The organism is Myxococcus sp. AM009, from assembly GCF_013372605.1.
GTDB lineage: Bacteria > Myxococcota > Myxococcia > Myxococcales > Myxococcaceae > Myxococcus > Myxococcus vastator.
On record NZ_JABXEP010000076.1, the window covers coordinates 15,885 to 38,665 of the forward strand.

The window sequence follows — 22,781 nt, forward strand, 5'->3', positions numbered from 1 at the left end:
TGGCGTGCGAGGGATTGCGGCACTCCATGCGCGATTCGCTCGCCTTGCACCTCGCCCTGTTCCGACGCCAGCGCGCGCAGATTGCCCGAGTGGTTGACGGACAGACGGCCACATTCCGAACCTACGAAGCCCGCTTCCGGCGGCGCACCTCCGGCTACCGGAGCGTCACGACGCTGCCCGCCGTGTACCAACAGGTACAGGCGGCGGACGTCGTCTACGTGGGCGACTACCACACGCTCCCGCTCGCGCAGGAGACGTACCTCGCACTGGTGGAGCGGGCGCGGGCCTCGGGCCGCCGCGTCATCATGGCGCTGGAGTCCGTGGAGGGCCGTCACCAGGCCACCGTGGATGCCTGGCGCGCTGGCCGCGTCACGGAGCGCTCCCTGCTGGCGAAGCTGGGACACGGCGCGGGGGTGTGGTCCAACACGCGCGCCCTGCTCTCCTTCGCGCGCAAGCAGAAGCTGGAGGTGGTGGGCATCGACCGCCGGGCGCACGGTGAGCGCTCGCTGGAGCTTCGGGACGCCTACGCCGCCGAACGCATCGCCCGCGCCGCCCGCGCGCCGGACCGGCCGCTGGTCATGGTGCTGGTGGGCCAGTACCACGTGGCGCCCTGCCACCTGCCCGCGCAGGTGGAGCGCACGCTCGGCGCGGAGACGCGCAAGGGGCTGGTCGTGTACCAGAACGCGGAGGGCGTCTGGTGGCGGCTGGCACGCGAGGGCCGCGTGGGCGCCGCGGAGGCGGTGGAGCTGGCGGACGGCAGCCTGTGCCTGATGAACGCCTCGCCCGTGGTGTGCCAGCAGAGCTTCCTGGACTACCTGGAGGCGGAGGCCGGAGATGCCCCGCTGTTGGATCGCGGCGCCGCGGAGCGCTTCCGAGAGATGGCCGCGCTCATCGGCCGGCTCGCCGGCGTGCCCGTGGGCCGCTCCCTGGACACGGTGGACGTGGCCACCGCCGCGGACGGCGACGTCCTGGCGCGAATCCAGCGGCGCGGACGCTTCACCCAGGCCGAGCTGACCCAGCTTCGCCGCCACATCCTCTCCCGCGAGAGCAGCTACATCCCCCGCGCGAGGGTGGCCTACCTGGCGTCGCTGTCGCTGAACCACGCGGCGGAGGAAGCGGCGCACTTCGTCCGGCACTGCGCCGTGGGTGACGCCATGGACGCGCCGCGCGGCGCTTCAGAGGCCTTCTACGCGCGCTGCCTGGAAGAGGCGCTGGGCTTCTTCGGCTCGAAGCTGGTGAACCCCCGGCGCGCCTGCCTGGGCGTGGCCGAGTGGGCGAAGCGCTTCGGCGAGAGCCGCGGCGTGGAGCGGCAGATCGCCGCCTTCGTGCTGACCCACAAGGCCACGGAGGCGGAGGCGCCGGAAGAAGCCGTGAAGCTCCTTCCGCTGCGCAAGGACCGGCTGTTCCACGGCGTCAGCCACGCCCTCGGCTATCTGCTCGGAGACCGGCTGTACCAGGCCTTCGACAGTGGCCAGGTGGCCAAGGCGGAGGTGCAGGCCCTGTTCCGCGACCCCTTCGCGGACCCACGGGCGGCCTACTTCGCCTGGGCCGAACGCCTGGGCGGCTGAACCCGGCTACAGGTCGACCTGTCCCGCGGGAGCCGGTGGCGCGGCCTCCTCCTCCATGTCGAGCGGGCCGAACGTCCCATCCGGCTTCAGCATCCGCTGCCGCTCCGGCGCCTCGCTCAGCACCCGGATGGCCCCGTCCGGGGTCAGGAAGTAGGCGATGCGCGACGCGGCGTGGATGACCGTGAGCGCGCCCAGCTCCGGGTAGAGCATCAGCGTCGCCAGCTCCGTCTCCAATGGCCCCCCGAAGAGGACGTGGGAGTGCGCCGAGCCCTGGTACAGCTCGCCGTCCGGCCCCGGCTCCAGGCTGATGGCGAAGACGCTCTTGTGCAGCCGCACCGCCTCCCGCTGGGTGCGCCCGTCGGGGCCGTAGCGGAAACGGAGGTCACCGCCCAGGTAGAAGCGCATGGGGTCCCGCGTGCCCTGGAGGACATAGACGGTGAGGTCTCCATCCTCCTCCAAGAAGACCACCGGGTTGATGCTCCCTCGCGCGAAGGCCTCCACCGTGGCCAGCATCGACGTCTTCACCGCTCGGGCGACGGGGCTGAAGTCCCCGGGCAGCGCGTTGAGTGGCAGCGGGGCCATCTGCTCCACGTCATCACGCGGCGCCTTGAAGGCATAGGCGGGGGTGAAGGTGCCCGCGTCGTCCAGGGTGCCGAAGAGGGAGTACCAGCCGTCTTCGCGAGGCACCGTGAAGAACCACTCCATGCGCGAGCGGTCCAGCGCGTCCTGGATGAGGAGCCGGTCCGTGGCGAAGATGGCGGCGCGCTCCGCATCGAAGAGGTACTTCGCCCGCGTCTGCACCCGGCGCAGCTCCGCGTCATCCGGAACGGCCACCGTGGACTCCGGGCCCTCGGGCTTCACGCGGCCCGAGCGCGCGCCGCAACCAAAGAAGAGAACGGCGACGGCCAGCAAGGGGAACACGCGCATGAGGACCTCGTCCACGAAGGCAGGTCCTCGCATTGTGCGCCAGCCACCCACGAGGCGTCACGCCGCGCGCGCCAGCACGGTGTCCGCCACCGCCGGAGGGTTGGCGGCACGTCAGCCGCCCCCCTCCCGAGCGTGCGGCACGGGACTACGGCTTCTGCGGCGCGTTCGCCTGCATGGCCGACTTCACCTTCTCGCGGAAGGCGCGCATCTTCGACCGCATCTCGTCCTTCTGCGCGTCGGAGAGCTTGCCGCCCGAGGCTTCACGCTGGGCCTTCATCTCCTCGCGCAACTGGCGGCCCTCGGCCTTGAACTGGTCGGCCTGGGCCTGGGAGAGCCTCCCTTCGGCCACGGCCTTGTCCATCCGGTGCGCCATGCGGGCCATCTTGTTCCCATGCTTCTTGCCCTTGTGCCGGTGGTGCCCCCCGTGCCCCTTGCCGTCCGCGGCGGGCGGAGGGGCGGACTCGGGCGCGGCCGTCTGGGCCAGCACGGGCGCGGAGAGGAACAGCGAGGCGACAGCAACGGAACGCAGGGCGGTCATGAGCTTCATCGGGGTTTGCTCCTCAGGGTGACTGAGGCTTCGGGTGCCGGCCTTCCCGTCGCCTCATGCCCTGAAAAACCCCGCGCGGCGCGAAAGGTTAAATCCGTTGCACGCCCTACCGCGCCGGGAGCTTCATCGCGCGGGTGGCGATGAAGCCGTTGTAGTACCGCGACAGGGCATCTTCCGGACCGAACGAGTCCTCGAAGAGACCGATGATGGCGAGCCCCGCGTCCGCCTGCCCGCCCAGCTGGTCCTCCAGGGAGTGCCCCACGCAGAGCGGCTCGGTCACATCCGTGAAGCGGCGGCGCTCCTCGTCGGACAGGCTGGTGAAGTCCGAATAGGGCATCCGGTACTTCAACGTGAAGATGCCCTGCTTCTCCAAGGCCAGGTCGAAGAGGTAGTTCACGGGGTTGGTGAAGCCGGTCAGCAGCACGCCGCCGGGCCGCAGCACGCGCGCCGCCTCACGCCACACGGGACGCACCGCGTCCACGAAGCAGTTGGAGCACGGGTGGAAGATGAGGTCGAAGCTCGCGTCCTCGAAGGCGGAGAGGTCGCGCATGTCACCCTCCACCAGCCGGAGCTCCAGGCCCTCGCGCTCCGCCACCAGGCGGTCCTGGCCGAGCTGCGCGGGTGAGTTGTCCAGCACCGACACCCGGGCACCCGCCGCCGCGAACACCGGCGCCTGCTGCCCACCGGAGGCCGCGAGACACAGGAGGTCCTTGCCCTGGAGGTCACCGAACCACTCGCGCGGCACGGGCTTCGTGGGCGTGAGGACGACGCTCCAGTCGCCCCTGCGCGCGGCGGCGATGACCTCCGGGCTCACGGGGAGCGTCCACTTGTTGCCCGTGGCCACCTGGTGATTCCACGCCTCTCGGTTGTACGTCCTCACGTCCAGCTCAGTCGTCATGCAACACCCTTCCTTCCATTCCGCCGGCGACCGTGACGACTTCACCCGTCACGTGTCCGGAGATTCGGTCCGACGCGAGCGACACCACCGCCCGCGCCACGTCCACGGGCTCGGCCACCTTGCGCAGCGGCATCGTCCGCGTGACGCGCTCGAGGAAGCCCGGCTGGGCCAGCTTGTCGCGGCTGCGGTCCACCGCCGTCCACCCCGGGCACACGACGTTGACGCGGCCCAGGGGCGCGATGCGGCCCAGCTCGTTCTTGAGGCTCTTGAGGAAGCCGCTCGCCAGCGCGCCCTTGGCGGCGGCGTAGTCCGCGTGTCCTGCTTCACCGAACAGCCCCGCGGTGGAGCTGATGATGACGATGTTGCCCGTCTTCGTGGTGGCCACGTGCCGGAGGAAGGCGCGGCAGCACAGGAAGACGCTGTCCAGGTTCTCCGCCAACGTGCGACGCCAGCGCGTCAGGGACATCTCCCAGACGGGCTCATCCGGGGCGGGCCATACGCCCGCGTTGCACACCAGCACGTCCAGCCGCCCCAACGCCGCCACCGCCGCGGGAACCAGCGCGTCCACGTCGGCTTCCACCGTCAGGTCCGCGCGCAGCGCGGCGCCGCCGACGTCGCGGGCCAGCGCCTGGGCCTTCTCGGTACTGGAGTGGTAGTGCACCGCCACCTTCGCGCCTTCCTCCGCGAAGGTATGGACCAGGGCGGTGCCGATTCCTCCTGCGCCGCCCGTGACCAGGACGCCTCTGCCCTGCAGCTCCGTGTCCATCCGGGTGTTCTCCTCGGTCGTGCGTTCACGGGGCCGCTTCGGCGGAGTCCCGGGCACACCGTTGGCGTCCGGCGGCTCACGACGAAAGAGGGCCCCGGCGCCTGACAAGAGCCCGTCCATTGACATGAAGGCCAGCGGAAAAAGCCGGCCGGGCGCCCCTCACGAGGGCCGGCTTCCTCCCCATGTCGGATTCGTGATTATCTATCACTAACCCTTCAAGGTTCATATCAAGGAGTCGCGCTTGGCTTCTCAGACCGTCACGACCACCACCCGGGACAAAGCCGCCATCTTCACGTTCGAGCGGCGGCACGTCCTCTTCTCGGTGGAGGACACGCGCTACGAGTTCGTCCGCACGCTGGAGCGCCGAGCCAATGGCGAGGAGCTGCTCCTGGCCGACCGCTACCAGCCGCACGGGCTCGCGGGCCCCGTCGCCATCAAGCGCGTGCGCAGCCCCGCGACCTCCGCGCGTCGGCACCGGCTGGTGGAGGAGGTGCAACTGGCCTACCGCCTCCACCACCCCAACATCGCCCAGGTGCACTACTTCAAGATTCACCGGGGCAAGCCGTACATCATCATGGAGCATGTGGACGGGCCGTCGCTGGAGACGGTGCTGAACCTCATCGCCATGCGAGGAAGGGCCGTGTCCCTGGCCTTCGCGCTCCATGTCGCCGCGGAGCTGGCGGATGCCTTGCACCATGCGCACTCGCTCCTGGACGAGCAGGGCCGGTCCCTGGGGCTGATTCATCGCGACGTCAGTCCACGAAACGTGCGGGTGGCGCGCACAGGCGAGGTGAAGCTGACGCACTTTGGCGTCGCCTATTCGCATCTGGTCGGCCGGGAGGAGACGGCGGGGGCGCTGCTCAAGGGGGACGTGGCGTATGCGTCTCCGGAGTACCTCGCGGGCACGGCGCTGACCGCCGCCTCGGACCTCTTCTCGCTGGGGCTGGTGCTGCTGGAGCTGGCCACGGGGCGGCACCTGTTCGCGGCGGCGGCCGAGGCGCTGGGGCCACCTCGCGCCAAGTCACGTGAGCTGCGCCTGGAGGAGCCCCCTTCCCTGCCGCTCACGCAGATGCTGATGCTGCTGGAGGACCATGGCCCCCAGGACGTGGAGCGCGCCGCCGCGAGCCTGCCGCCCGAGGTGCGCGCCGTGCTTCACGGGATGCTGCACAAGGAGGCGCCGAAGCGCTTCGGCTCGGCGGAAGCGCTGTGCGTGGCGCTCAGGGAGTGCCTCATCCAGGAGGTCCGCCGCACCGGTCGCCCCTTCGGCCGGGCCGACCTGGCCGAGGAGCTGACGCGACTCATCAGCGACGCCAGCGCGGTCCGCGACGAGGTCGAGCTGCTCGACGAAAGCCTCTTCCCACAGGGCCTCGAAGCCCACGAGCTCCGGGGACGGGGCCCCAGGGGCACCTGACGAAGGACCTTGGCGCTAACGGGACAGGGCGCTCGCCATCACGACGAGCGCCTTGAGCTGCTCTTCGTCCAGCGTCTCCGCGAGCGTCATCAACCGCCGCTGCAGCGCGGACTGCTGCTTCGCGCCCTCGCGGCCCTCCTTGGCGAGCCCCAGGAGCTCATCCGTGGAGGTGCGCAGCACCCTGGCCACCCTCCGGAGCGTGGACACCCGCGGCAACATCTTCCCCCGCTCCATCCGGCTGTAGACCATGGGGTGCATGTCCAACAGCGCCGCCACTTCCACCTGCGTCAATCCCAGCCGCCCGCGCGCCTCGCGCACGGCCTTTCCAAACGTCGCTCCCAGTTCTTCGTCCATGGCTCGTCCGGGAGCCTAGCCCATTGCGCCATAAACCCTATAGGCTCATGCCCGGGAAAGCACTTTCATCTTCCCTGGCGGTAGCGAGAACGGCATCCTCCCGGTGGGGTCCTGCTGGCGCCCGGTGACACTTCAGGTTGGACCCGCCGGGCAGGAGCTCCAGGGAGACGGCATGGCGGAAGCGCAGAGGCGAGACGATTCGCCGGGGGCGGGCATCGCGGGCTTCACCCTGGGCGAGTGGCTGGGCAGCGGCGCATGCGGCAACGTCTACCTCGCGCGGCGCGACGGCGAGGAGGTCGCGCTCAAGCTCCAGGACCTCCACGAGATGGCGGGGTGGTCGACGCGCGAGAGCGCCATCCTCATGCGGCTGCGCCACCCCAACGTGGTGGCCTTTCGCGCCTGCGGACATGTCCCAGGCGGGGAGCCGCGGAGGTTCTACCTGGCCATGGAGTGCGTGCGCGGAAGGACCCTGCACCGGTGGGTGGAGGAAGAGAACCCCAGCGCGCGCCAGGTGGCACGGCTGCTGCGCGGCATGGCCCGGGGCCTGGCGGCCACGCACAAGGCGGAGGTCGTGCATCGCGATATCAAGGAGTCCAACGTCATGGTGCGGGAGGCGGACGGGGAGCCCGTCCTGGTGGACTTCGGCGTGGGTGACTTCGCCGGAGCGCCCCGCCTCACCCAGGGCGTCCTGCCGCCTGGCACCCTGCGCTATCGAAGCCCGGAGGCGCTGGCGTTCCGCAGGGCCCACAGCGCGGACACGAACGCGCGATACCGGTGCGGACCCACGGATGACCTCTACGCGCTCGGCGTCGTCCTCTACTGGATGCTCACCGGCCGTCCCCCGTTCCTGGAGGTGGTGACCCCCACGGAGATCGAGGCCGTCATCTCCGAGGCGCCTCGCCCTCCCCTCGCCATGAACCCGCGCGTGCCCCCGGCGCTGAGCGAGCTGTGCCTGCGGCTCCTGGCCAAGGACCCCGAGGCCCGAGGAAGCGCGGCGGCACTGAGCGAGGAGGTGGAGCAGGTGCTCGCCGCCGTCGACGCGACGTGGGACGTCCCCTTGTGCGAGTGGCGGCGGGATGCGGCGGCCCCTGAACCTGAATTTTGGTCCGAGCTCGACAATGACGCCGCGCTGGAGCTGTGGGCCGAGGCAGGTGACGCCCGCTGGGCCTCCCCCAGGCGCGGGCCCCGGCCGGACAAGGCCCCGCTGGAGCGGCGTGCGCCCCAGGCCGTGGCGGCGCCCGTGCATCGGCGCGCGGCGCGCTGGGCCGTGCTGCTCGCGGGGCTGGCGTGCGTGGTGGGGACGTGGCTCTGGGTGGCGCCCCCCACGCATGGCGGCGTGGGCAACCCCATCCGGGAAGTGGCTTTGCCCGGTGGCCGGCCGGAAAGTGGGCGGGCCGCGTCCCTGCCCAGTCCCGGGCCCACCCTCGCGGCCGTCACCGCCGAGGTGGCGCACCCGAAGAAGGAAGAGCTCCCCGTGAAGCAGATGCCCGACAGCGTGACGATTCCCCAGCAGCCCGCCGCCAGCACGCGGCCACTCAAGGCAGCAGCCCGGACCCTGGTGGCCGTCGCCGCCTGCTCGGGCCTGGGCTGCCCCAGCGGCCCACAGGTGCGGCCCCCGCCTCCGGGAGAGCCCTGCCCGCCCGGCGCGCTGGCGGCCATGAAGCGGGCTGGCATAGACATCGGGGACGCCACCAGCCTCGCCTTCGTTGACGAGAAGCGCTTCGGCGAGCCCGTCCCCGTCCGCGAGGGCCGTGTCCAGGTCGAGCTTGGACTTCGGTTCGGAACCCTGACCTCAGGCAAGGCCGTGGGCGAACTCATCTTCGCCGACCGCGTCTATGGCCGCTTCACCGAGGCCTACACGCGTGGGGGTGACTTCATCCCCGTGTGCCTGGAGATGGTCGAGCAGCGCGGCGTGCGCGGCCTCCGACGGAAGGGCCGCGACCCGGGCCCGGGCGCCGCCACGGTCAGCAACACCGCCCTGCTCTACGCCGTGAATCGCTTCGAGTAGTGCTCTCCGCCACCGGCGCGTTCCGCCCACCAGGGAAGTGATTGTCCGTGTCAACGCCACTGCCCATCCTTCTTGCCCTTGCTGTACTGCTGGCGGCGGCGCCCGTGCGCGCCGAGCCCGCCTCCTGCCGAGACCCGGCGGAGCGACCCATTGAGCTGGGCGCGGAGCGGTGCGGACGGCCCCCTGAAATCCGGGTCGGAGAGGGGGTCGCCACGGTGCTGCGCTTCGACACGCCCCTGGCACGCGCGGAGTCGTCCGGACCGGGCCGCTATCGGAAGGTGGTGGATGGCGAGCTCCTCATCCTGGTGCCCGAGGAGCCGGTGGCCGACGAGTCCCGCACCACGCTGACCGTCTCCTTCGCGGACGGCGCGGTCCCCACCCAGGCCACGCTCCAACTTGTCGTGGCGACGCCCGCGCGGGCCGAACGGCAGGTGGAGCTCTTCCGGCGAGCGCGCACGGCCGTGTCTCTCCAGCGGGAGCTCCGGGAGACCCACCGGGCGCTTCAAGAGCTGCGAGAGGAGAATGCGCGGCTGAAGGCGGCGCAGGCGCGCCCTGACGGGCTGACAGGGCTGTGGGTGAGTGGCGACATGAACCGCACCGGCATCGCCGCAAGAGAGTTTTTGGACGTCCGGGAGCACGCCAGAAACAGCCTGGCGATCCGGTCCGGGCTGACCTTCCGGGCCAAGAGCACTCTGGTGGTGGTGGACCTGAAGAACCCGCTGGGCGCGAAGCCCTGGCAGGCCACCGGCGCGGCCCTGATGGGGCCGGATGGCGCGGAGTTGAAGGTCGCGCGGGTGTGGGCACCCACCGCCATCAACCCCGGCGAGGAGATGAGCGTCCTGGTGGAGACCGAGCCCGTGGAAGGCGTGCCGCGAGGCCCCTTCACCCTGACGCTGTGGGCGGAGGGCGGCAAGCGCCCCATCATCCTCGGCAACATCGAACTCCCGTGAGCTGGCGAGAGGACAGGCGCCTCACTCCGCCGCCGACATCGGCAACCCGCTCAATCGCAGCGCGGGTATCCACGGAACCGGGGCAGGCCCAACCTAGGGGTCTGGCAACCCCATGGACTACTCATCCAGGGTGATAGACGCATGGGACCGATCCACTACCATTCCGCTTATCATGATAAAGCGGAACAACAAGGCCAACCTGTTGTGGCTCTGGGTCGTCCTGTCGTTGGGTTGCTCCAGCAGCGCCACCGGCACCGCCAGCCGCCGCGACGCCTATGCGCTAGCAACCTGTACCGACACCGTCACGTGCTGCATCCAGCGCAACCCCACCATGCCCGAAGCGTGCGGCCTCACCGCGAGCGAAGCCGCCGCGCACATGGCAGGCGTCAAGACGGCCATGGAGGAGATAGCCAAGGAGGAAGACGCGCCCGCCGAATGGGACGACGCGCACAACGCGAGCCTGCCGGAGTGGAAGCGGCGTTGCATCCGCTCCTATGGCGATTGCCAGGAATTTGCCTGGACTGGCTCGTGCCACGACTGCCTTCGCCTCTGCGAGGGACAGCAGGAATGGCCAGAGGACAAGTGCTCTCCCAGCAGGAAGAAGAGGTGACCCATGTCCGAGAAGATTGATTGGGACCCCATCCGCGCATTGGCACGCAGGGTCATCCGAGAAGGGGCTCCGCTCGTCCTAGACGATGATGTGCGTGCACTCCTCCGGCGCACGGCGCGAGAAGTGGGCATTGGCGATGCCAACGCCGAGCAGGCACTCTCAACGGACGAAGGGGCGTTGGAACTCCTCCGTGAGAGTTCGCGGCGCATCACGGACGGGTCCAACAGGCTGATGGACGCGCTGCACAGAATGTATCGCCACCAGAAGGCTGGCGACTTCGACAGCGCCCGCCAGGAAATGCGGGATGTGCTCTCCGTCGAAGTGGTTCCGCACTACCGCGAGGTCGCGGAAGGCCAGCTCGAAGACCTCGAAGATGAGCCCTGAAAGTAACCGTTCACCGGTTGGTGCCTGCCTGAAGGGACATCGGGGCAGCGGACGGTGGGCGGGACGGCGCTCGACGGTGTTGGCCGCGGCGCGACACACCGCCACTCGTAGCGGAACTCGTCCCCCGGCACGCCGCGCCCGCTGAAGAAGCCAATGGGCCGCCGCTGCATGATGCCGCCGAGGAGCCTTCCTCCCCGAACCCCCTCCGAACCAACTACGCAGAATTCAGGACTTCCCCCTGAGGTACTCACACAGCACCCGAATCACGTCGTCCTCGCGAACAAATCTTCGCCCCGAAAACTTCAGCGGTGAATCAATGAACGACACTACATATACGTCGCCCTCATGCCAGGCCACGCCCACGCCTCCCTTCGCGTGTGCCCGAGAGAGAACCAGCGACGCATGCGACACCACCGGATGCACGTCGGCGAACGCCGGGTCATGCTTGATCATGTCGACCAGTCGCCTCATTGCCGCCAGCGCCGGATGAAGCACGCGATATCGCTCTAGGCGCCCGAAAGCACTGTCGACATTGTCCCATTCGTCAGCTGCCGCCATGGCTCAATTGCCTCCTCAAGCGCGTCACCGGTGAGCCGCTCTCCATTGCGGAAAAGTCAGTGGTCACTCCCCATTTTTTGTTCCTAGAATTTTATGCAATTCCAACGTGATTATATCCTCGATACCGTGCTGCAGACCTGCAAGATCAAGCTTGATGCGTCCACCATTCTCGATGAACGCACTCCCCTGAACGACAACGGGGGCACGACGTCAGTCACGCCTCGGCTGTCGAGCTATGGCTCGTCATCCAGGGACTCCTCACATGCAGACAGACTGTCCCGATAGAGCAGCACCACTTCGACGGCCAATGCGTCATGGATCAACTGGCGAGCGCCATCGACGTAGCCCACCTCTCTGCGGCGCACTGCTGCGCTCATGGTGCGTGAAAGGCTGTGTTGCCACGCACGTTTGTTGATGTCCGGGTGAGCCGGCTGGTTGATGTCCATCAGGGCGGATGCTCCGTCGTCCGTCACGCTTGTTGATGGACATCACTGGAGGTGCGCATGAGGGGTTCGCGATGGTTGATGGGAAAGGGGCGCTCGAGTCAGCGGGAGGCCATGCTCGGCGTGCCAGTCCTTGGGCTCCAGGCCATGGCGTGCCTGCGCGAGGGCTTCGCCGTCGCACTCGAAGTCACCGGCGTCTGGGATGACCGTCGCTACCTCGACATGTCCCTGTTGAATTCGACCCCTGACACCGCCGCTGCATGATGCCACCAAGGAGCTTCCCTCCCCCGAATCCCCTCCGGACCAACTACACAGGATTCGGGACTTGACCGTTCGCGCGCCTGCTCCGGCGTCGTCGGCTCGCGACCATGCGCACGCACGCGCTGTCAAAGCACGCCAACTCTGGTTGCAGCCCGATTGCCCGGATGCGCCTGGCGATGTCACGCACCAGTGGTCATTCACTGCTCGCCGTCCAGCGCCTCGAGGTACACATGCACGATGTCCTGGTAGTGCAGCACGACCTCAACAGCCAGCACGTCATTCAGCAGTTGGCGAGCGCCATCCAAGTCCCCAGCATCCCGGCGTCGGTCTACTTCCACCAATGTGCGAGAAAGGCGCCGCGACCCGGCGGTGATTCGGGATGCAATCTCCTTGACGAGGACAGCGGCGCTTTCGTCATTCTGAAGCGCACGCGCTGTCTCGCCGGGCGGAATCCCCACGTCGTGCGCCGTGGATTGGACAAGGGCGCGCGTTTCGGCAGTGAGGAAGGGTTGCACCGGGTCCGTGATGCGGCGGCTCAGGTCTTTGACCGCGTCCCAATCGCGTTGGCTGGGCATGTAGCTCTCCTAACGGGGGTGACAGTCCCCGAAGGGCCACTCTCGTTGCCCCTCGCAGTAGCGAAAGCAGGCGTAGCAGTCCCCAATCCATCGGGGCTTCTTCTGGTCTCGACACCGGACATACTGCTCAGTGCAGTGCTCCCGCCATTCGTCGTCGGCGGCGGCGTCAGTTTTTTCGCTCGCACTCTCGTTCACGAACTTGACCGCGGCGTCCATGGTCGCGAGGTGAGCGGCGGCCTCGCCCGCTGTGAGGCCGCACGCTTCGGGCATTCCAACGTTGCGCTGGACGCAACACGACACCGTGTCGGTGCATGCCGCCAGGGCATAGGCATCGCGGCGGCTGGCAGTTCCGGTGGCGCTGCTGGTGCAGCCCAGCGACACGAGGGCCAGGAGACACAACAAGCCAAGTCCAGAACTCTGGATTTTCATTTAAAGAACAATTTACCTGATCTTTTCGGAACGAAAGCCACCCTCGTACCTCGAGGACGACCGTCGCCCGGCAAGACTCGGGCGGCGGCCGTCACGAAGATGTTCGGGGTGCTACGACAACCGCAACAGCTTGCGAGCCTGCTCCGGCGTCGCCGGCTCGCGGCCATGCGCACGCGCGCGCTTCGCCGCCTCGGCGACGAGCTCCCAGTTGCCCTTCGCGAGCACGCCCTTGGACAGGTAGATGTTGTCCTCCAGGCCCACGCGCGCGTTGCCGCCCCGCTTCGCCGCCTCGTCCACGTAGGCCAGCTGGTGCCGGCCCACGCCCGCCACCGTCCAGGTGGAGCCTTCAGGCAGCGAGGCAATCATGAAGTCCAGCACCTCCGGCCGCGGCTGCAACGTGCCCGGCACCCCGAGCACGAAGTCGAAGTGCGCCGGCAGGTCCACCAGCCCCTCCTTCGCCAGGTAGCGGGCCTCGTCAATCATGCCCACGTCGAAGCACTCCAGCTCCGGCCGCAGGCCAATCGCCCGGATGCGCCTGGCGATGTCGCGCACCAACGGCCGGGGATTCCAGAAGACCTCCTCGCCGAAGTTCACCGTGCCCGTCGTCAAGGTGGCCATGTCCGGCCGGTCCTCGCCGGTGAGCGTCAGGGGCCCACAGCGCTGGTCCACCGTCATGCCCACCGCGCCGCCCGTGGACGTCTGGATGAGCACGTCCGTGCGCTTGCGGATGGCGCGGATGGCCGCCCGGAACAGCTCCGCGTCCTGGGACGGCTTGCCGTCCGGCGTGCGCACGTGAATGTGCACCATCGCCGCGCCGGCCTCGCGGCAGCGCGCGGCGTCCTCGGCGATCTCCTCCGCGGTGATGGGCAGGTGCGGCGTCTGCTCGCGCGTCGTCTCCGCGCCCACCAGGGCCGCGGTGATGACCATGGGCGTGCTCATTTCGCGCCTCGCTGCTTCTCCTTGGGCACCACACACGTCCCCGAGGCCCGGCACACCACCACCGGCTCCGCCAACACGTCCGCCGCCGAGTCATTCACGTCCGGCCGCGGCCTGATGACCTTGCGCGCCTCGAAGCGCATCTTCCGCGACGTGTTGCCCGCGCTGACGATTTCGCCCTCCGCCTCGATGAAGTCCCCCGCGTACACCGGGGCCAGGAACTCCACGGCGTCATAGGCGCGAAACAGGCCCTCGTCCCCGTCGCTGCGGATGCACAGCTCCGTGGCCACGTCGCCGAAGAGGCCCAGCATGCGCGCGCCGTCCACCAGGTTGCCGCCGTAGTGCGCGTCGTGGCTGCTCATGCGCAGCCGGATGACCGCCTTCGTTCCCACGCTCACTGGGGCTCCCCCTTGGAGTGCGCGTCCTGCGGCTCCTTGCCTTCCTTCTTCAGGAGCGCGTGGACGATGTAGTTGGCCACGTCGGACGGCTTGGTGCCGGGCCCGAAGCCGGCGTCGAAGCCCAGCTCCAGCGCCAGCTTGTGGTCCACGCGGGGCCCACCCAGCAGCAGCTGGACCTTCCCGTGGATGCCGGCGGCCTTCGCGGCGTCAATGAAGTGCCGCGAGTTGTCCTTGTGCACGTCGCGCTGGGTGACGACCTGGCTGACCAGGATGGCGTCCGCGTTGCGCGCCAGGGCCTTCTTGATGAGGTCCTCGTTCGGGACCTGGCTGCCCAGGTTGAAGGCCTCGAACCCGGGGTAGCGCTCCAGGCCGTAGTCGCCCGCGTAGCCCTTCATGTTGAGGATGGCGTCAATGCCCACCGTGTGCGTGTCCGTGCCCGTGCACGCGCCGAACACCACGATGCGCCGCTTCACCTTCTCCTTGATGAAGGCGTTGAGGTCGTCGAAGGACATCTTCTTCACGACGACTTCGGGCACGTCGATTTCGGCGTAGTCCAGCGCGACGGCCGACCGGGCGTAGACGATGAAGAAGGTGTAGGCGTCCGCGGCGCGCTCGGCGGCGGCCACCTTCACGTCGGTGAAGCCCATCTTCTTCGTGAAGACGGCGGCGGCCTCCTTGGCCTTCTCGGACAGCGGCACCGGCAGGGTGAACGACAGCTGCACCACGCCGTCGTCCCGCCGGTCGCCGTAGGGACGGATGATCTGCTTGCTCGGCTTCACCATCGGCTCACTTCCCCCCGGCCCGCTGAATCTTGACGCTGGAGCCCACCTTCTGGGCCAGCGGCGCGAACCGCTCCTTCTTCGTCTGCTCCAGGTAGAAGACGACGGACCACGTCGTCTTTCCGTCACAGCCCACATACGTCACGGAGTCCACCGCGCCGCTGCCATCCGGCGCCACGTCCGTCTCCTGACGCTTCGCCGCCGGCTGGGCGCCCACCTTCAGACGCTCCCAGCCCTTGCCGCCAATGGACGCGACAATCTTGTCCACGCACGTCTGGGCCTTCATGCCCGCCGTCTGCACGGCGCCCACGTCCACCAGGAAGTAGGCGTCCCCGCTGGGCGCCTGGAACTTGTACGTCCCCGCGTCCTCGGAGCGGTTCCACGAGGCGGGAACCTGCAGGGACACGTTCTTCACCTGGACCTGCGCCAGCGCGTCCGCGGAGCCGCCCGCGGTGAGAACCATGGCTAGGACTGAACCGAGCATCACTGCGCCTCCAGGAGTTCCAGGAACGGATTGAAATAGTCCGGCGCCTTCTCCAGCACGCCGTCGAGGCCCTTGCCGCCGGTCTCCTCGCGCTTCACGTCACCGAAGTGGCCCCGTCCGATGGCGGTCACCATGCCCTCGTCGCGGCACTCCTGGAGCAGCTGCTCCGCCCGGGCGAACACCTCGCGGGCCCGGTTGGCGATCTTCCCGTCCTCCCGGACGGTGAACTCCTCGTCGATGCCCCGCGCCGCGCGGTGGATGTAGGCTGCGGACTTGAGCGCCACGTAGCGGTCCGCCAGGAGCGGCGTGTGCATGGCCTCCGTCATCATGCCCAGCAGCTGGATGCCCTGCCGCGTCCACATGGCCACCAGGTTCGACATCACGTCGTACGCGTGGCTGAAGAAGATGTCCGTCTCCTTGTGTTTGGTGGGCGGCATGTACTTCAGCGGCGCGTCCGGGAAGCAGCGGCGCACCAGCATGGCCTGGGACAGCTCCAGCAGCAGCGTGTCCTCGCGGTACGGGTCGATTTCGTAGGCGTGGCCAATGCCCAACTGCCAGTCCTTGAGGCCCGCGCGCTTGGCGAAGCACTCGTTGATGAACTGGCTGGCGATGACGGTGTGGGCCGCGTCGTACGCGTCCGCGGTGGTGATGTAGTTGTCCTCGCCGGTGTTGATGATGATGCCGGCCAGGGCGCAGATGCGGCGGCTGAAGTACTGGTCGATGAACGTGCGCCGCATGTTGATGTCACGGAAGAGGATTCCGTACATCGCGTCGTTGAGCAGCATGTCCAGCTTCTCGTAGGCCGCGCAGAAGGCGATCTCCGACATGCAGAGGCCGGACGAGTAGTTGGTGAGCTGGATGTAGCGCTTGAGCTTGCGGCTCTCGTCGTCCAGGGCCTCGCGCATGATGCGGAAGTTCTCCTGGGTGGCGTAGGTGCCGCCGTAGCCCTCCGTCGTCGCGCCGTGGGGCACGTAGTCCAGCAGCGACTGCGCCGTGGACCGGATGACGGCGATGACGTCCGCGCCCGCCTGGGCCGCCGCGCGCGCCTGGTCCACGTCGTCGTAGATGTTGCCCGTGGCCACGATGACGTACTTGTGCGGCGTGGGGGGCATGGGGAACTCCTTCTGGAGTTCTTCCCGCTGGGCGATGCGCGCCTTCAAGTCGTCGAGCGCGGCGCGGGCCTCCGCGCGCACCTCCTCGCGGAGGTTGTGCTCCTGCTCGGGCGACAACGGGGCCAGCTTCTCCGTGGGGAGCGCCGTCAGCCGCTCCACGGCCTCCAGCGGGCTCTTCGCGCCCAACTGCAGCGCGCGGCCATACCAGTAGGCGGCCCCCTTGTTGAGGACCCCGGCGGCCTTCAGCTTGTCCACCATCAGGTTGGCGAGCGGCACGCCCCGCGCGCCAGCTCCAGAGAGGCCGAAGAAGCGCAACACGGTGCGCTCGGTCGATACAGTGGTGTTACGGCGGATGAGGTCGAAGATCGGGTTGACGATTTCGTCCGCCAGCTTGCGCGCATTTGCGATCCGCGCGTCTTCAATGAACGGGCCTGGCATGGACGCACCTTACCCGCCCGAACGAGCGCCGGTAGCGCCGATGCACACCTGTCCGACATTGCCGCACCGCATTATCGGTTCTGGACTCACTGCACCGAACCGCCGGTGATTTCGCCCACCGACAGGACGGTGATTGCACCGACTGCTCGGTGGGTACGCCTGAGCGAAAAAACACAACCCATTGGAATCATTGAACATCGTGCAATGGCATGGCGCCTGCTCAGGACGGGACTGCCTCACCCCCTGAGACAAGGAGAACCCCTTGCAAACCCGCTCCCTGCTTCTGACCGCCATTCTCTTTGGCGGATCGGCCGCCGTTGCCGCGACGCCCCCTCCCCTGACGACGGACACCGGCTCCCCCGTGGGGACCAACCAGAGCGCCAAGACGGCCGGCCCGCGTGGCGGCATCCTCCTGGAGGACTTCCACCTCATCGAAAAGCTGGCGCGCTTTGACCGTGAGCGGATCCCCGAGCGCGTGGTCCACGCCCGCGGCGCCGGCGCCCACGGCACCTTCGAGAGCTACGGCGACTTCTCCAAGCTGACGCGCGCGTCCCTCTTCTCCGCGAAGGGCAAGAAGACGCCGATGTTCGTGCGCTTCTCCACGGTCATCCATCCGTCGGGTTCGCCGGAGACGCTGCGCGACCCTCGCGGCTTCGCGCTCAAGTTCTACACGGACGAGGGCAACTGGGACCTGGTCGGCAACAACCTGCCCGTCTTCTTCATCCGCGACGCCATCAAGTTCCCGGACATGGTGCACTCGCTGAAGCCGTCGCCAGTGACGAACAAGCAGGACCCGCACCGCTTCTTCGACTTCTTCTCACACCAGCCCGAGTCCACGCACATGCTCACGCAGGTGTACTCGGACCTCGGCATCCCGGCGAACTTCCGCCAGATGAACGGGCACGGCGTGCACGCCTTCAAGTTCGTCAACGCGAAGGGCGATTACAAGTACGTCAAGTTCAACTGGGCCTCGCAGCAGGGCGTGACGAGCCTCACCGCCGAGGAGGCCGCTCGCGTCGTCGGAGAGGACCACCAGCACGCCACCACGGACCTCTATGCCTCCATTGGCGCTCGCAGGTTCCCCTCGTGGGAGCTGAGCGCGCAGGTGTTGGACCCCAAGGAGCTGGACACGTTCAGCTTCGATCCGCTCGACGCGACGAAGATCTGGCCCGAGTCGCAGGTGCCCTCCATCAAGCTGGGCAAGTTCACGCTCAACAAGATGCCCGACAACTTCTTCGAGGAGACCGAGCAGGCGGCCTTCTCGCCCGGCGTGCAGCCCCCCGGCATCGAGCCCTCCGAGGACCGCCTCCTGCAGGGCCGCCTGTTCTCCTACGCGGACACCCAGCGCTACCGCGTTGGCGCCAACTACCAGTCGCTGCCCATCAACCGCGCCCGCGCCACGGTGAACAACAACAGCCAGGCGGGCAGCATGAACTTCGCCAACACGAAGTCGGATGTGAATTACGAGCCCAGCGTCACCCGAGAGACGCAGGACGCGCCGCAGTACCTCCTCTCCAACGCGCCGCTCAGCGGCACCACGCAGCAGCGGGGCATCACCAAGACGGACAACTTCGCGCAGGCCGGCGCCTTCTATCTGGCGCTCGACGCGGGCGGGAAGGCCCGCCTCATCAAGAACCTGGCCGCGGACCTGAACCAGGTGCGTGACCCCAAGGTGAAGGCGCGCATGGTGGGCCACTTCTTCATGGCCAACGCTGAGTACGGCACCCGCCTGGCCAAGGCGGTCAACGTGAAGGTGGACGACGCCAAGGCCGCCGTGGCCACGCTCGCCGCCCCCTGATTCGTTCTTCTCCGGGCCCTGGCATGGCTGTCTCCGCCAGGGCCCGGCGCTTCCGGCCACTCCCCCTGGGAGAAGGCCGGGGTGTGGTGGCCGCCTGGCGACTTCCCCCCCGCTCGCCGCCCGTCACATCCCGGCCTTCCCTCAGCGGGAGCAGGCCCCGCTCATCTGGAGTCCGTCATGATTCGCAAGCTGCTGCTGGGAACGCTGGGCCTGGTGATGCTGGGTGCCGGGGTGTTGACGGCCGCGTGGATGTCCCTGCGCGCCACGCCCGCGCCGCAAGGGCGCCTGCTGGCCACGAGCGAGGCGGAGCGCTACCTGCTGGCCGCCGCCCGCGCCGGAGAGACGGACATCGTCGCCGGGCTCGTCCAGGCGGGGACGCCGGTGGAGGCGCGGGATGCTCGCGGCTTCTCGCCGCTCATCCTCGCCGCTTACCACGGGCATGCGGACACGGTGCGCGCCCTGCTCGCCGGGGGCGCGGATGCGTGCGCTGGCGACAACAACGGCAACACCGCGCTCATGGGCGCGGCCTTCAAGGGATATGCGGACATCGTCGGGCTGCTCAATCAGCAGCCCTGCGCGGTGGACCAGCGCAACCGCTTCGGACAGACGGCGCTGATGTTCGCGTCCCTGTTCGGCCGCGGGGAGGTGGTGGACCAGCTCCGCCAGCAGGGCGCCTCTGCCGACGTGCGCGATGGCAGCGGCCGGAGCGCCCAGGACTGGGCGCGCACGCAGGAGCCCCGCGCGCCCGTGCCGCGGGCGACCACCGCGCCGGAGACCTCCGCCTCGGCGCGATGACAGGAAGGCGCTGCCCGGCTGCTAGACGTACCGCGTGCCGAAGAGCTGGAGCAACTCCGGCTCGGTGCGCAGCAGGTCCAGCGTCAGCGCGGCGTGGCCGGGCACGTAGCCGTTGCCCACCACCATGGTGACGTCCTTGCCCACGCCCTCGGCGCCCAGGGCCGCCGTGGTGAAGCTGGTGGCCATGGAGAAGAAGATGGCGGTGCCGCCGTCCTTCACCGACAGGATGGTGGCCATCTCCGTGTTGCCCACGCTGGCGCAGTTGACCACCAGGTCGCAGAGCTGACCGTCCGTCGCCTGGCTCACCGCCTCCATGACGTCCACGCCCTGCGTGGCGTCCACCTTCAGCGCCACGTCACACAGGCCAATGCCGGACAGCAGGTCCAGCGCGCCCTGGGACACGTCGAGCGCCAGCAGCTTGCCCCGGCTCTCCAGGTTGCGCCGCGCCTGCGCCAGGCACAGCGCCCCGCTCTTGCCCGCGCCCAGCACCGCCACCGTCATGCCCGGCCGCACGTGCCGGGCCACCAGCGCGGGCGCGCCACACACGTCCAGCGCCGCGAGCGCCAGCGTGTCCGGCATGTCCGAGGGCAGCTTCGCGTAGATGCCGCTGGCGAAGAGCAGCGCGTGTCCGCGGATGTCCACGCGGTCGATGTCCGCGTGCACCGCCTTCACCTCGTCGATGACCAGGGGCGTCAGCGTCAGGCTCACCAGCGTGGCGATGCGGTCGCCCACCTTGAGCAGCTCGCGCGCGGGGTGCTTCGCGCCTATTTCCTTCACGCGGCCAATCAACATGCCGCCCGAGCCCGTCACGGGGTTCTGCATCTTCCCCCGCTCGCGGACGATTTGCTGGATGCGCTCGCCAATGCGCTTCGCGTCGCCGCCCACCTCGCCCTTGATTTGCTTGAAGGACGCGGCGTCGATGTTGAGGCTCTCCACGTCGATGAGCAGCTCAGACTCGCGGCACGGCAGCGCGGGGTCCAGCTGCTTCGCGCGCTGGGGCAGCACGCCCTTCTCGCCGACGACGCGAGACAGCCCGTAGAGGTCGATGCGCATGTTCCCGTCTCCATGAAGGTTGTCGGGCGCCCGGCCCCGCCGCGGCGGGGCGCACCCAGGGACGCGTCTACCCGCTCGGACAGGGAAAAGGCCAGCGCCACGTCACGCGCGGTGGGCCGGGGCGTCCCCCAGCGGGCATCCCGCCCCCCGGGCGAAAGGCCCTGGCCCCGTCACGTCAGTCCTGCGCCAGGTTCGGCACCAGGACGGACAGCGAGCGCGCGAAGCGGTACGACACCCCGGAGTGGCCGTCCTCGAACTCCTCGTGGACGCGGTCCACGCCCGCCTTCTCGAACTCCTCCGCGAGCATCCGCGTGCCCCAGCGGATGTTGAACTCGTCGCGCGCCCCACAGTCCAGGTAGACCGTCTTCAGCTTCCGGAACGCGTCCATGAACTTGGGCACGAAGCGCACCGGGTCGTGCACCAGCCACCGGTTCCACACGTCCAGCCGCAGCCGGCCCGTGTTCGCGTCGAAGGGCAGCTCCACGTTGAGCGGCTCGCCCTTTTTCGGAGAATACGCGGCGGCCATCGCCAGGACGTTCACCACCGGGAAGTCGTCGCCGCGCATCTTCGTCTCACGCACGCGCGCCCGGAACTCGGCGTGCCACGCCTCCACGCCGCCCGCCTTCAGCAGCGCCGCCGCGGCCTTCGGCAGGTCCGGCAGGTAGCAGTATTCGAAGTAGGAGTCCGCGGCGTGCGCGCCCACATGGGAGAACAGGTCCGGGTGGTAGCGGCCCATCACCAGCGCGCCGTACCCGCCGGAGCTGTGGCCCACCACGGCGCGCGAGGCCGCCTTCGGCAGGGTGCGGTAGGTGCGGTCCACGAAGCCGACCACGTCCTTGGTCAGGTAATCGCGGTACCGGCCAATGGCGTCGCTGTTCACCCACTGACTGCCGCCCAGCGACGTCCAGGCATCCGGGAAGACGCCGATGACGGGCGGAACCGCGCCTGACTCGACGAGCGCGTCCAGGCGCTGGGGGACGGTGGGCGCGAAGCCCGAGGCGTTCGTCCACGAGCCGCCGCTGTTGCCGAAGGCATGCAGGAAGTAGACGACGGGGTAGCGCCGGTCATCCGCGCCGTAGCCCGGCGGAAGGTACACGGTGAGGTTGCGGCGAGCCGGGTCCCCCAGCGGGTTCGACTCCAGCGCGGGCGACAGCAGCTCATTCGACTCCAGCAATCCATTCATCCGTGCATTCCCTTCATCGGGCCCGCGGCTACGCGCGCGAGCCGGGTTGCTTCCCCAGCGCCTTCATCACCGCCTGGAGGTCCTCCCACGCCTTGCGCTTCTCCGCCGGGCTGCGCAGGAGGTACGCCGGGTGGAAGGTGGGCATCAGCTGGATGCCCTCGTAGGTGCGCCAGTTGCCGCGCAGGCGGGTGATGGGCGTGCTGTCCCGCAGCAGCGTCTGCGCCGCGAACTTGCCCAGCGCCACCACCACCTTGGGCTGGATGGCGGCCAGCTGCGCGCGCAGGAAAGGCTCGCAGGCGGCAATCTCCTCCGGCTCCGGGTTGCGGTTCCCCGGTGGCCGGCACTTCACGACGTTGCAGATGTAGACGTCATCGCGGCGGTAGCCCATCGCGCCAATCATCTTCGTCAGCAGGTCGCCGGCCGCGCCGACGAAGGGCACGCCCTGCAGGTCCTCGTGCTCTCCCGGACCCTCGCCCACGAACACCAGCTCCGCGCGGGGGTTGCCTGAGCCGAACACGAGGTTCTTCCGCGTCGAGCACAGCTTGCAGCGCTGGCAGTCCCCCAGCTCCCGGCGAACCTCATCCAGCGTCGGCCGCTCGCCGTTCGCCGCCCCGGGCAGGGCTCCGGTGGGTCGCGACGCGGGCGGCGGCGCCTCCACGCGCATCCCCGCGCCCGGCGTCCGAGGCGCCGGCGCCGGGCTCGCCAGCGGCGGGCGGGGCAGCGGGGCCTCGGGACGAGCAGGAGGCGTGGACGGAGGCGGCACCCGGGCCGACGGGGCCTCGGGGCGAGGTTGCGGCGCGGCGTCCGCGGTCCCCTGGGTCCGGGCGAAGCGCGCGCGCAAGGAGGGAGCCGAGCGTTGGAGCTCGAGCGCCGCCTTGGCGTCAATCATCAGCACCCGGCCAGCGGCCTCCTCCTGCCAGAGGAGGTGGCGGCGCACATCGTCCAGCAGGGCGCTCAGGTCCTGCGAGGCCTCGGGCGTATCATCAATCACGGTCCTGGATCGGTATCGGACGTGGCGCCCATGCGCAAGGAAGCGGACGCCCGAGCCGGCTGTTCGCCTCCCGCCAGCGCCGTTCCAGACCCACGCCCGGAGTCCTACCCCGCCCTGCCCCCAGT

25 protein-coding genes are annotated in these 22,781 nt (G+C 69.0%); 9 read left to right on the forward strand and 16 right to left on the reverse strand.

The features are described from left to right. Positions 1–26 precede the first annotated feature (26 nt). On the forward strand, positions 27–1,568 hold the full coding sequence (locus tag HV824_RS19685; RefSeq protein ID WP_176415149.1) for a ChaN family lipoprotein: 1,542 nt from the start codon (positions 27–29) through the stop codon (positions 1,566–1,568). Between the two features lie 6 nt (positions 1,569–1,574). Here the strand turns inward: HV824_RS19685 and HV824_RS19690 are convergent, their stop codons facing one another. The 4 genes from HV824_RS19690 to HV824_RS19705 all read right to left on the reverse strand — a co-directional run bounded on the left by HV824_RS19690 (position 1,575) and on the right by HV824_RS19705 (position 4,706). Beyond that, a complete protein-coding gene (locus HV824_RS19690; protein ID WP_368670811.1) occupies positions 1,575–2,510 on the reverse strand; it encodes a hypothetical protein in 936 nt (311 codons plus the stop codon). A gap of 130 nt (positions 2,511–2,640) precedes the next feature. Beyond that, on the reverse strand, positions 2,641–3,042 hold the full coding sequence (locus HV824_RS19695; protein WP_176415151.1) for a hypothetical protein: 402 nt from the start codon (positions 3,040–3,042) through the stop codon (positions 2,641–2,643). A gap of 106 nt (positions 3,043–3,148) precedes the next feature. After that, a complete protein-coding gene (locus HV824_RS19700) occupies positions 3,149–3,940 on the reverse strand; it encodes a class I SAM-dependent methyltransferase (protein ID WP_176415152.1) in 792 nt (263 codons plus the stop codon). After that, positions 3,930–4,706, reverse strand: coding sequence for an SDR family NAD(P)-dependent oxidoreductase (locus tag HV824_RS19705; RefSeq protein WP_163784482.1), 777 nt, complete (start codon positions 4,704–4,706; stop codon positions 3,930–3,932). The genes HV824_RS19700 and HV824_RS19705 overlap by 11 nt, the downstream gene beginning before the upstream one ends. A 241-nt stretch (positions 4,707–4,947) precedes the next feature. On the opposite strand from HV824_RS19705, the gene HV824_RS19710 reads away from it, so the two are divergent. Beyond that, positions 4,948–6,117 (forward strand): serine/threonine-protein kinase, encoded by a 1,170-nt coding sequence (locus tag HV824_RS19710; RefSeq protein WP_176423990.1) that lies wholly within the window; start codon positions 4,948–4,950, stop codon positions 6,115–6,117. 15 nt (positions 6,118–6,132) lie between these two features. Here the strand turns inward: HV824_RS19710 and HV824_RS19715 are convergent, their stop codons facing one another. Continuing rightward, the gene (locus HV824_RS19715) at positions 6,133–6,471 is read right to left on the reverse strand and encodes a helix-turn-helix domain-containing protein (RefSeq protein WP_176423991.1); all 339 of its coding nucleotides are present in this window, start codon (positions 6,469–6,471) and stop codon (positions 6,133–6,135) included. A 172-nt stretch (positions 6,472–6,643) separates the two neighbouring features. Between HV824_RS19715 and HV824_RS19720 the strand changes: the two genes are divergently transcribed. The 4 genes from HV824_RS19720 to HV824_RS19735 all read left to right on the forward strand — a co-directional run bounded on the left by HV824_RS19720 (position 6,644) and on the right by HV824_RS19735 (position 10,423). Further along, the gene (locus tag HV824_RS19720; protein WP_176423992.1) at positions 6,644–8,479 is read left to right on the forward strand and encodes a serine/threonine-protein kinase; all 1,836 of its coding nucleotides are present in this window, start codon (positions 6,644–6,646) and stop codon (positions 8,477–8,479) included. Positions 8,480–8,526: 47 nt separating this feature from the next. Then, positions 8,527–9,429 (forward strand): DUF2381 family protein, encoded by a 903-nt coding sequence (locus HV824_RS19725; protein ID WP_368738083.1) that lies wholly within the window; start codon positions 8,527–8,529, stop codon positions 9,427–9,429. Positions 9,430–9,601: 172 nt separating this feature from the next. After that, entirely contained in the window at positions 9,602–10,039 is a 438-nt protein-coding gene (locus HV824_RS19730; protein WP_176415252.1) for a hypothetical protein, read from the forward strand. Between the two features lie 3 nt (positions 10,040–10,042). Beyond that, the gene (locus tag HV824_RS19735; protein WP_176415157.1) at positions 10,043–10,423 is read left to right on the forward strand and encodes a DUSAM domain-containing protein; all 381 of its coding nucleotides are present in this window, start codon (positions 10,043–10,045) and stop codon (positions 10,421–10,423) included. Between the two features lie 225 nt (positions 10,424–10,648). On the opposite strand, the gene HV824_RS19740 is transcribed toward HV824_RS19735, so the two are convergent. Next, positions 10,649–10,981 carry a hypothetical protein gene (locus tag HV824_RS19740; RefSeq protein WP_176415158.1) on the reverse strand — a complete coding sequence of 111 codons (333 nt, stop codon included), beginning with the start codon at positions 10,979–10,981 and terminating at the stop codon, positions 10,649–10,651. 233 nt (positions 10,982–11,214) lie between these two features. Next, positions 11,215–11,427 (reverse strand): DUF2379 family protein, encoded by a 213-nt coding sequence (locus HV824_RS19745; protein WP_176415159.1) that lies wholly within the window; start codon positions 11,425–11,427, stop codon positions 11,215–11,217. A 57-nt stretch (positions 11,428–11,484) separates the two neighbouring features. On the opposite strand from HV824_RS19745, the gene HV824_RS19750 reads away from it, so the two are divergent. Next, positions 11,485–11,688, forward strand: a complete 204-nt coding sequence (locus tag HV824_RS19750; RefSeq protein ID WP_176415160.1) for a hypothetical protein — start codon at positions 11,485–11,487, stop codon at positions 11,686–11,688. Between the two features lie 194 nt (positions 11,689–11,882). Here HV824_RS19750 and HV824_RS19755 read toward each other — a convergent pair whose 3' ends face one another. The 6 genes from HV824_RS19755 to HV824_RS19780 form a co-directional block, all read right to left on the reverse strand. After that, positions 11,883–12,260, reverse strand: coding sequence for a DUSAM domain-containing protein (locus HV824_RS19755; protein ID WP_176415161.1), 378 nt, complete (start codon positions 12,258–12,260; stop codon positions 11,883–11,885). Between the two features lie 540 nt (positions 12,261–12,800). Next, positions 12,801–13,628 (reverse strand): 3-keto-5-aminohexanoate cleavage protein, encoded by an 828-nt coding sequence (locus tag HV824_RS19760; protein ID WP_176415162.1) that lies wholly within the window; start codon positions 13,626–13,628, stop codon positions 12,801–12,803. Then, on the reverse strand, positions 13,625–14,023 hold the full coding sequence (locus HV824_RS19765) for a hotdog fold domain-containing protein (protein ID WP_368670813.1): 399 nt from the start codon (positions 14,021–14,023) through the stop codon (positions 13,625–13,627). The genes HV824_RS19760 and HV824_RS19765 overlap by 4 nt, the downstream gene beginning before the upstream one ends. Further along, positions 14,020–14,805 carry an OAM dimerization domain-containing protein gene (locus HV824_RS19770; RefSeq protein WP_176415163.1) on the reverse strand — a complete coding sequence of 262 codons (786 nt, stop codon included), beginning with the start codon at positions 14,803–14,805 and terminating at the stop codon, positions 14,020–14,022. The genes HV824_RS19765 and HV824_RS19770 overlap by 4 nt, the downstream gene beginning before the upstream one ends. 4 nt (positions 14,806–14,809) lie before the next feature. Further along, positions 14,810–15,289, reverse strand: coding sequence for a hypothetical protein (locus tag HV824_RS19775; protein ID WP_176415164.1), 480 nt, complete (start codon positions 15,287–15,289; stop codon positions 14,810–14,812). Continuing rightward, complete coding sequence (locus HV824_RS19780; protein ID WP_176415165.1) at positions 15,286–16,836, reverse strand: lysine 5,6-aminomutase subunit alpha; 1,551 nt, start codon at positions 16,834–16,836, stop codon at positions 15,286–15,288. Before HV824_RS19780 ends, HV824_RS19775 begins: the two co-directional genes overlap by 4 nt. Before the next feature lie 262 nt (positions 16,837–17,098). Here HV824_RS19780 and HV824_RS19785 point away from each other — a divergent pair, with 262 nt between their 5' ends. Together HV824_RS19785 and HV824_RS19790 are read left to right on the forward strand one after the other, a co-directional pair. Continuing rightward, complete coding sequence (locus tag HV824_RS19785; RefSeq protein WP_303623427.1) at positions 17,099–18,634, forward strand: catalase; 1,536 nt, start codon at positions 17,099–17,101, stop codon at positions 18,632–18,634. A gap of 177 nt (positions 18,635–18,811) precedes the next feature. Beyond that, positions 18,812–19,429, forward strand: a complete 618-nt coding sequence (locus HV824_RS19790; RefSeq protein ID WP_176415166.1) for an ankyrin repeat domain-containing protein — start codon at positions 18,812–18,814, stop codon at positions 19,427–19,429. 21 nt (positions 19,430–19,450) lie between these two features. On the opposite strand, the gene HV824_RS19795 is transcribed toward HV824_RS19790, so the two are convergent. The 3 genes from HV824_RS19795 to HV824_RS37525 form a co-directional block, all read right to left on the reverse strand. Continuing rightward, positions 19,451–20,482 carry an L-erythro-3,5-diaminohexanoate dehydrogenase gene (locus HV824_RS19795; RefSeq protein WP_176415167.1) on the reverse strand — a complete coding sequence of 344 codons (1,032 nt, stop codon included), beginning with the start codon at positions 20,480–20,482 and terminating at the stop codon, positions 19,451–19,453. 175 nt (positions 20,483–20,657) lie between these two features. Then, a complete protein-coding gene (locus tag HV824_RS19800; protein ID WP_176415168.1) occupies positions 20,658–21,665 on the reverse strand; it encodes an esterase family protein in 1,008 nt (335 codons plus the stop codon). A gap of 28 nt (positions 21,666–21,693) precedes the next feature. After that, the gene (locus HV824_RS37525) at positions 21,694–22,656 is read right to left on the reverse strand and encodes a uracil-DNA glycosylase (RefSeq protein WP_176415169.1); all 963 of its coding nucleotides are present in this window, start codon (positions 22,654–22,656) and stop codon (positions 21,694–21,696) included. Between the last annotated feature and the right edge of the window lie 125 nt (positions 22,657–22,781).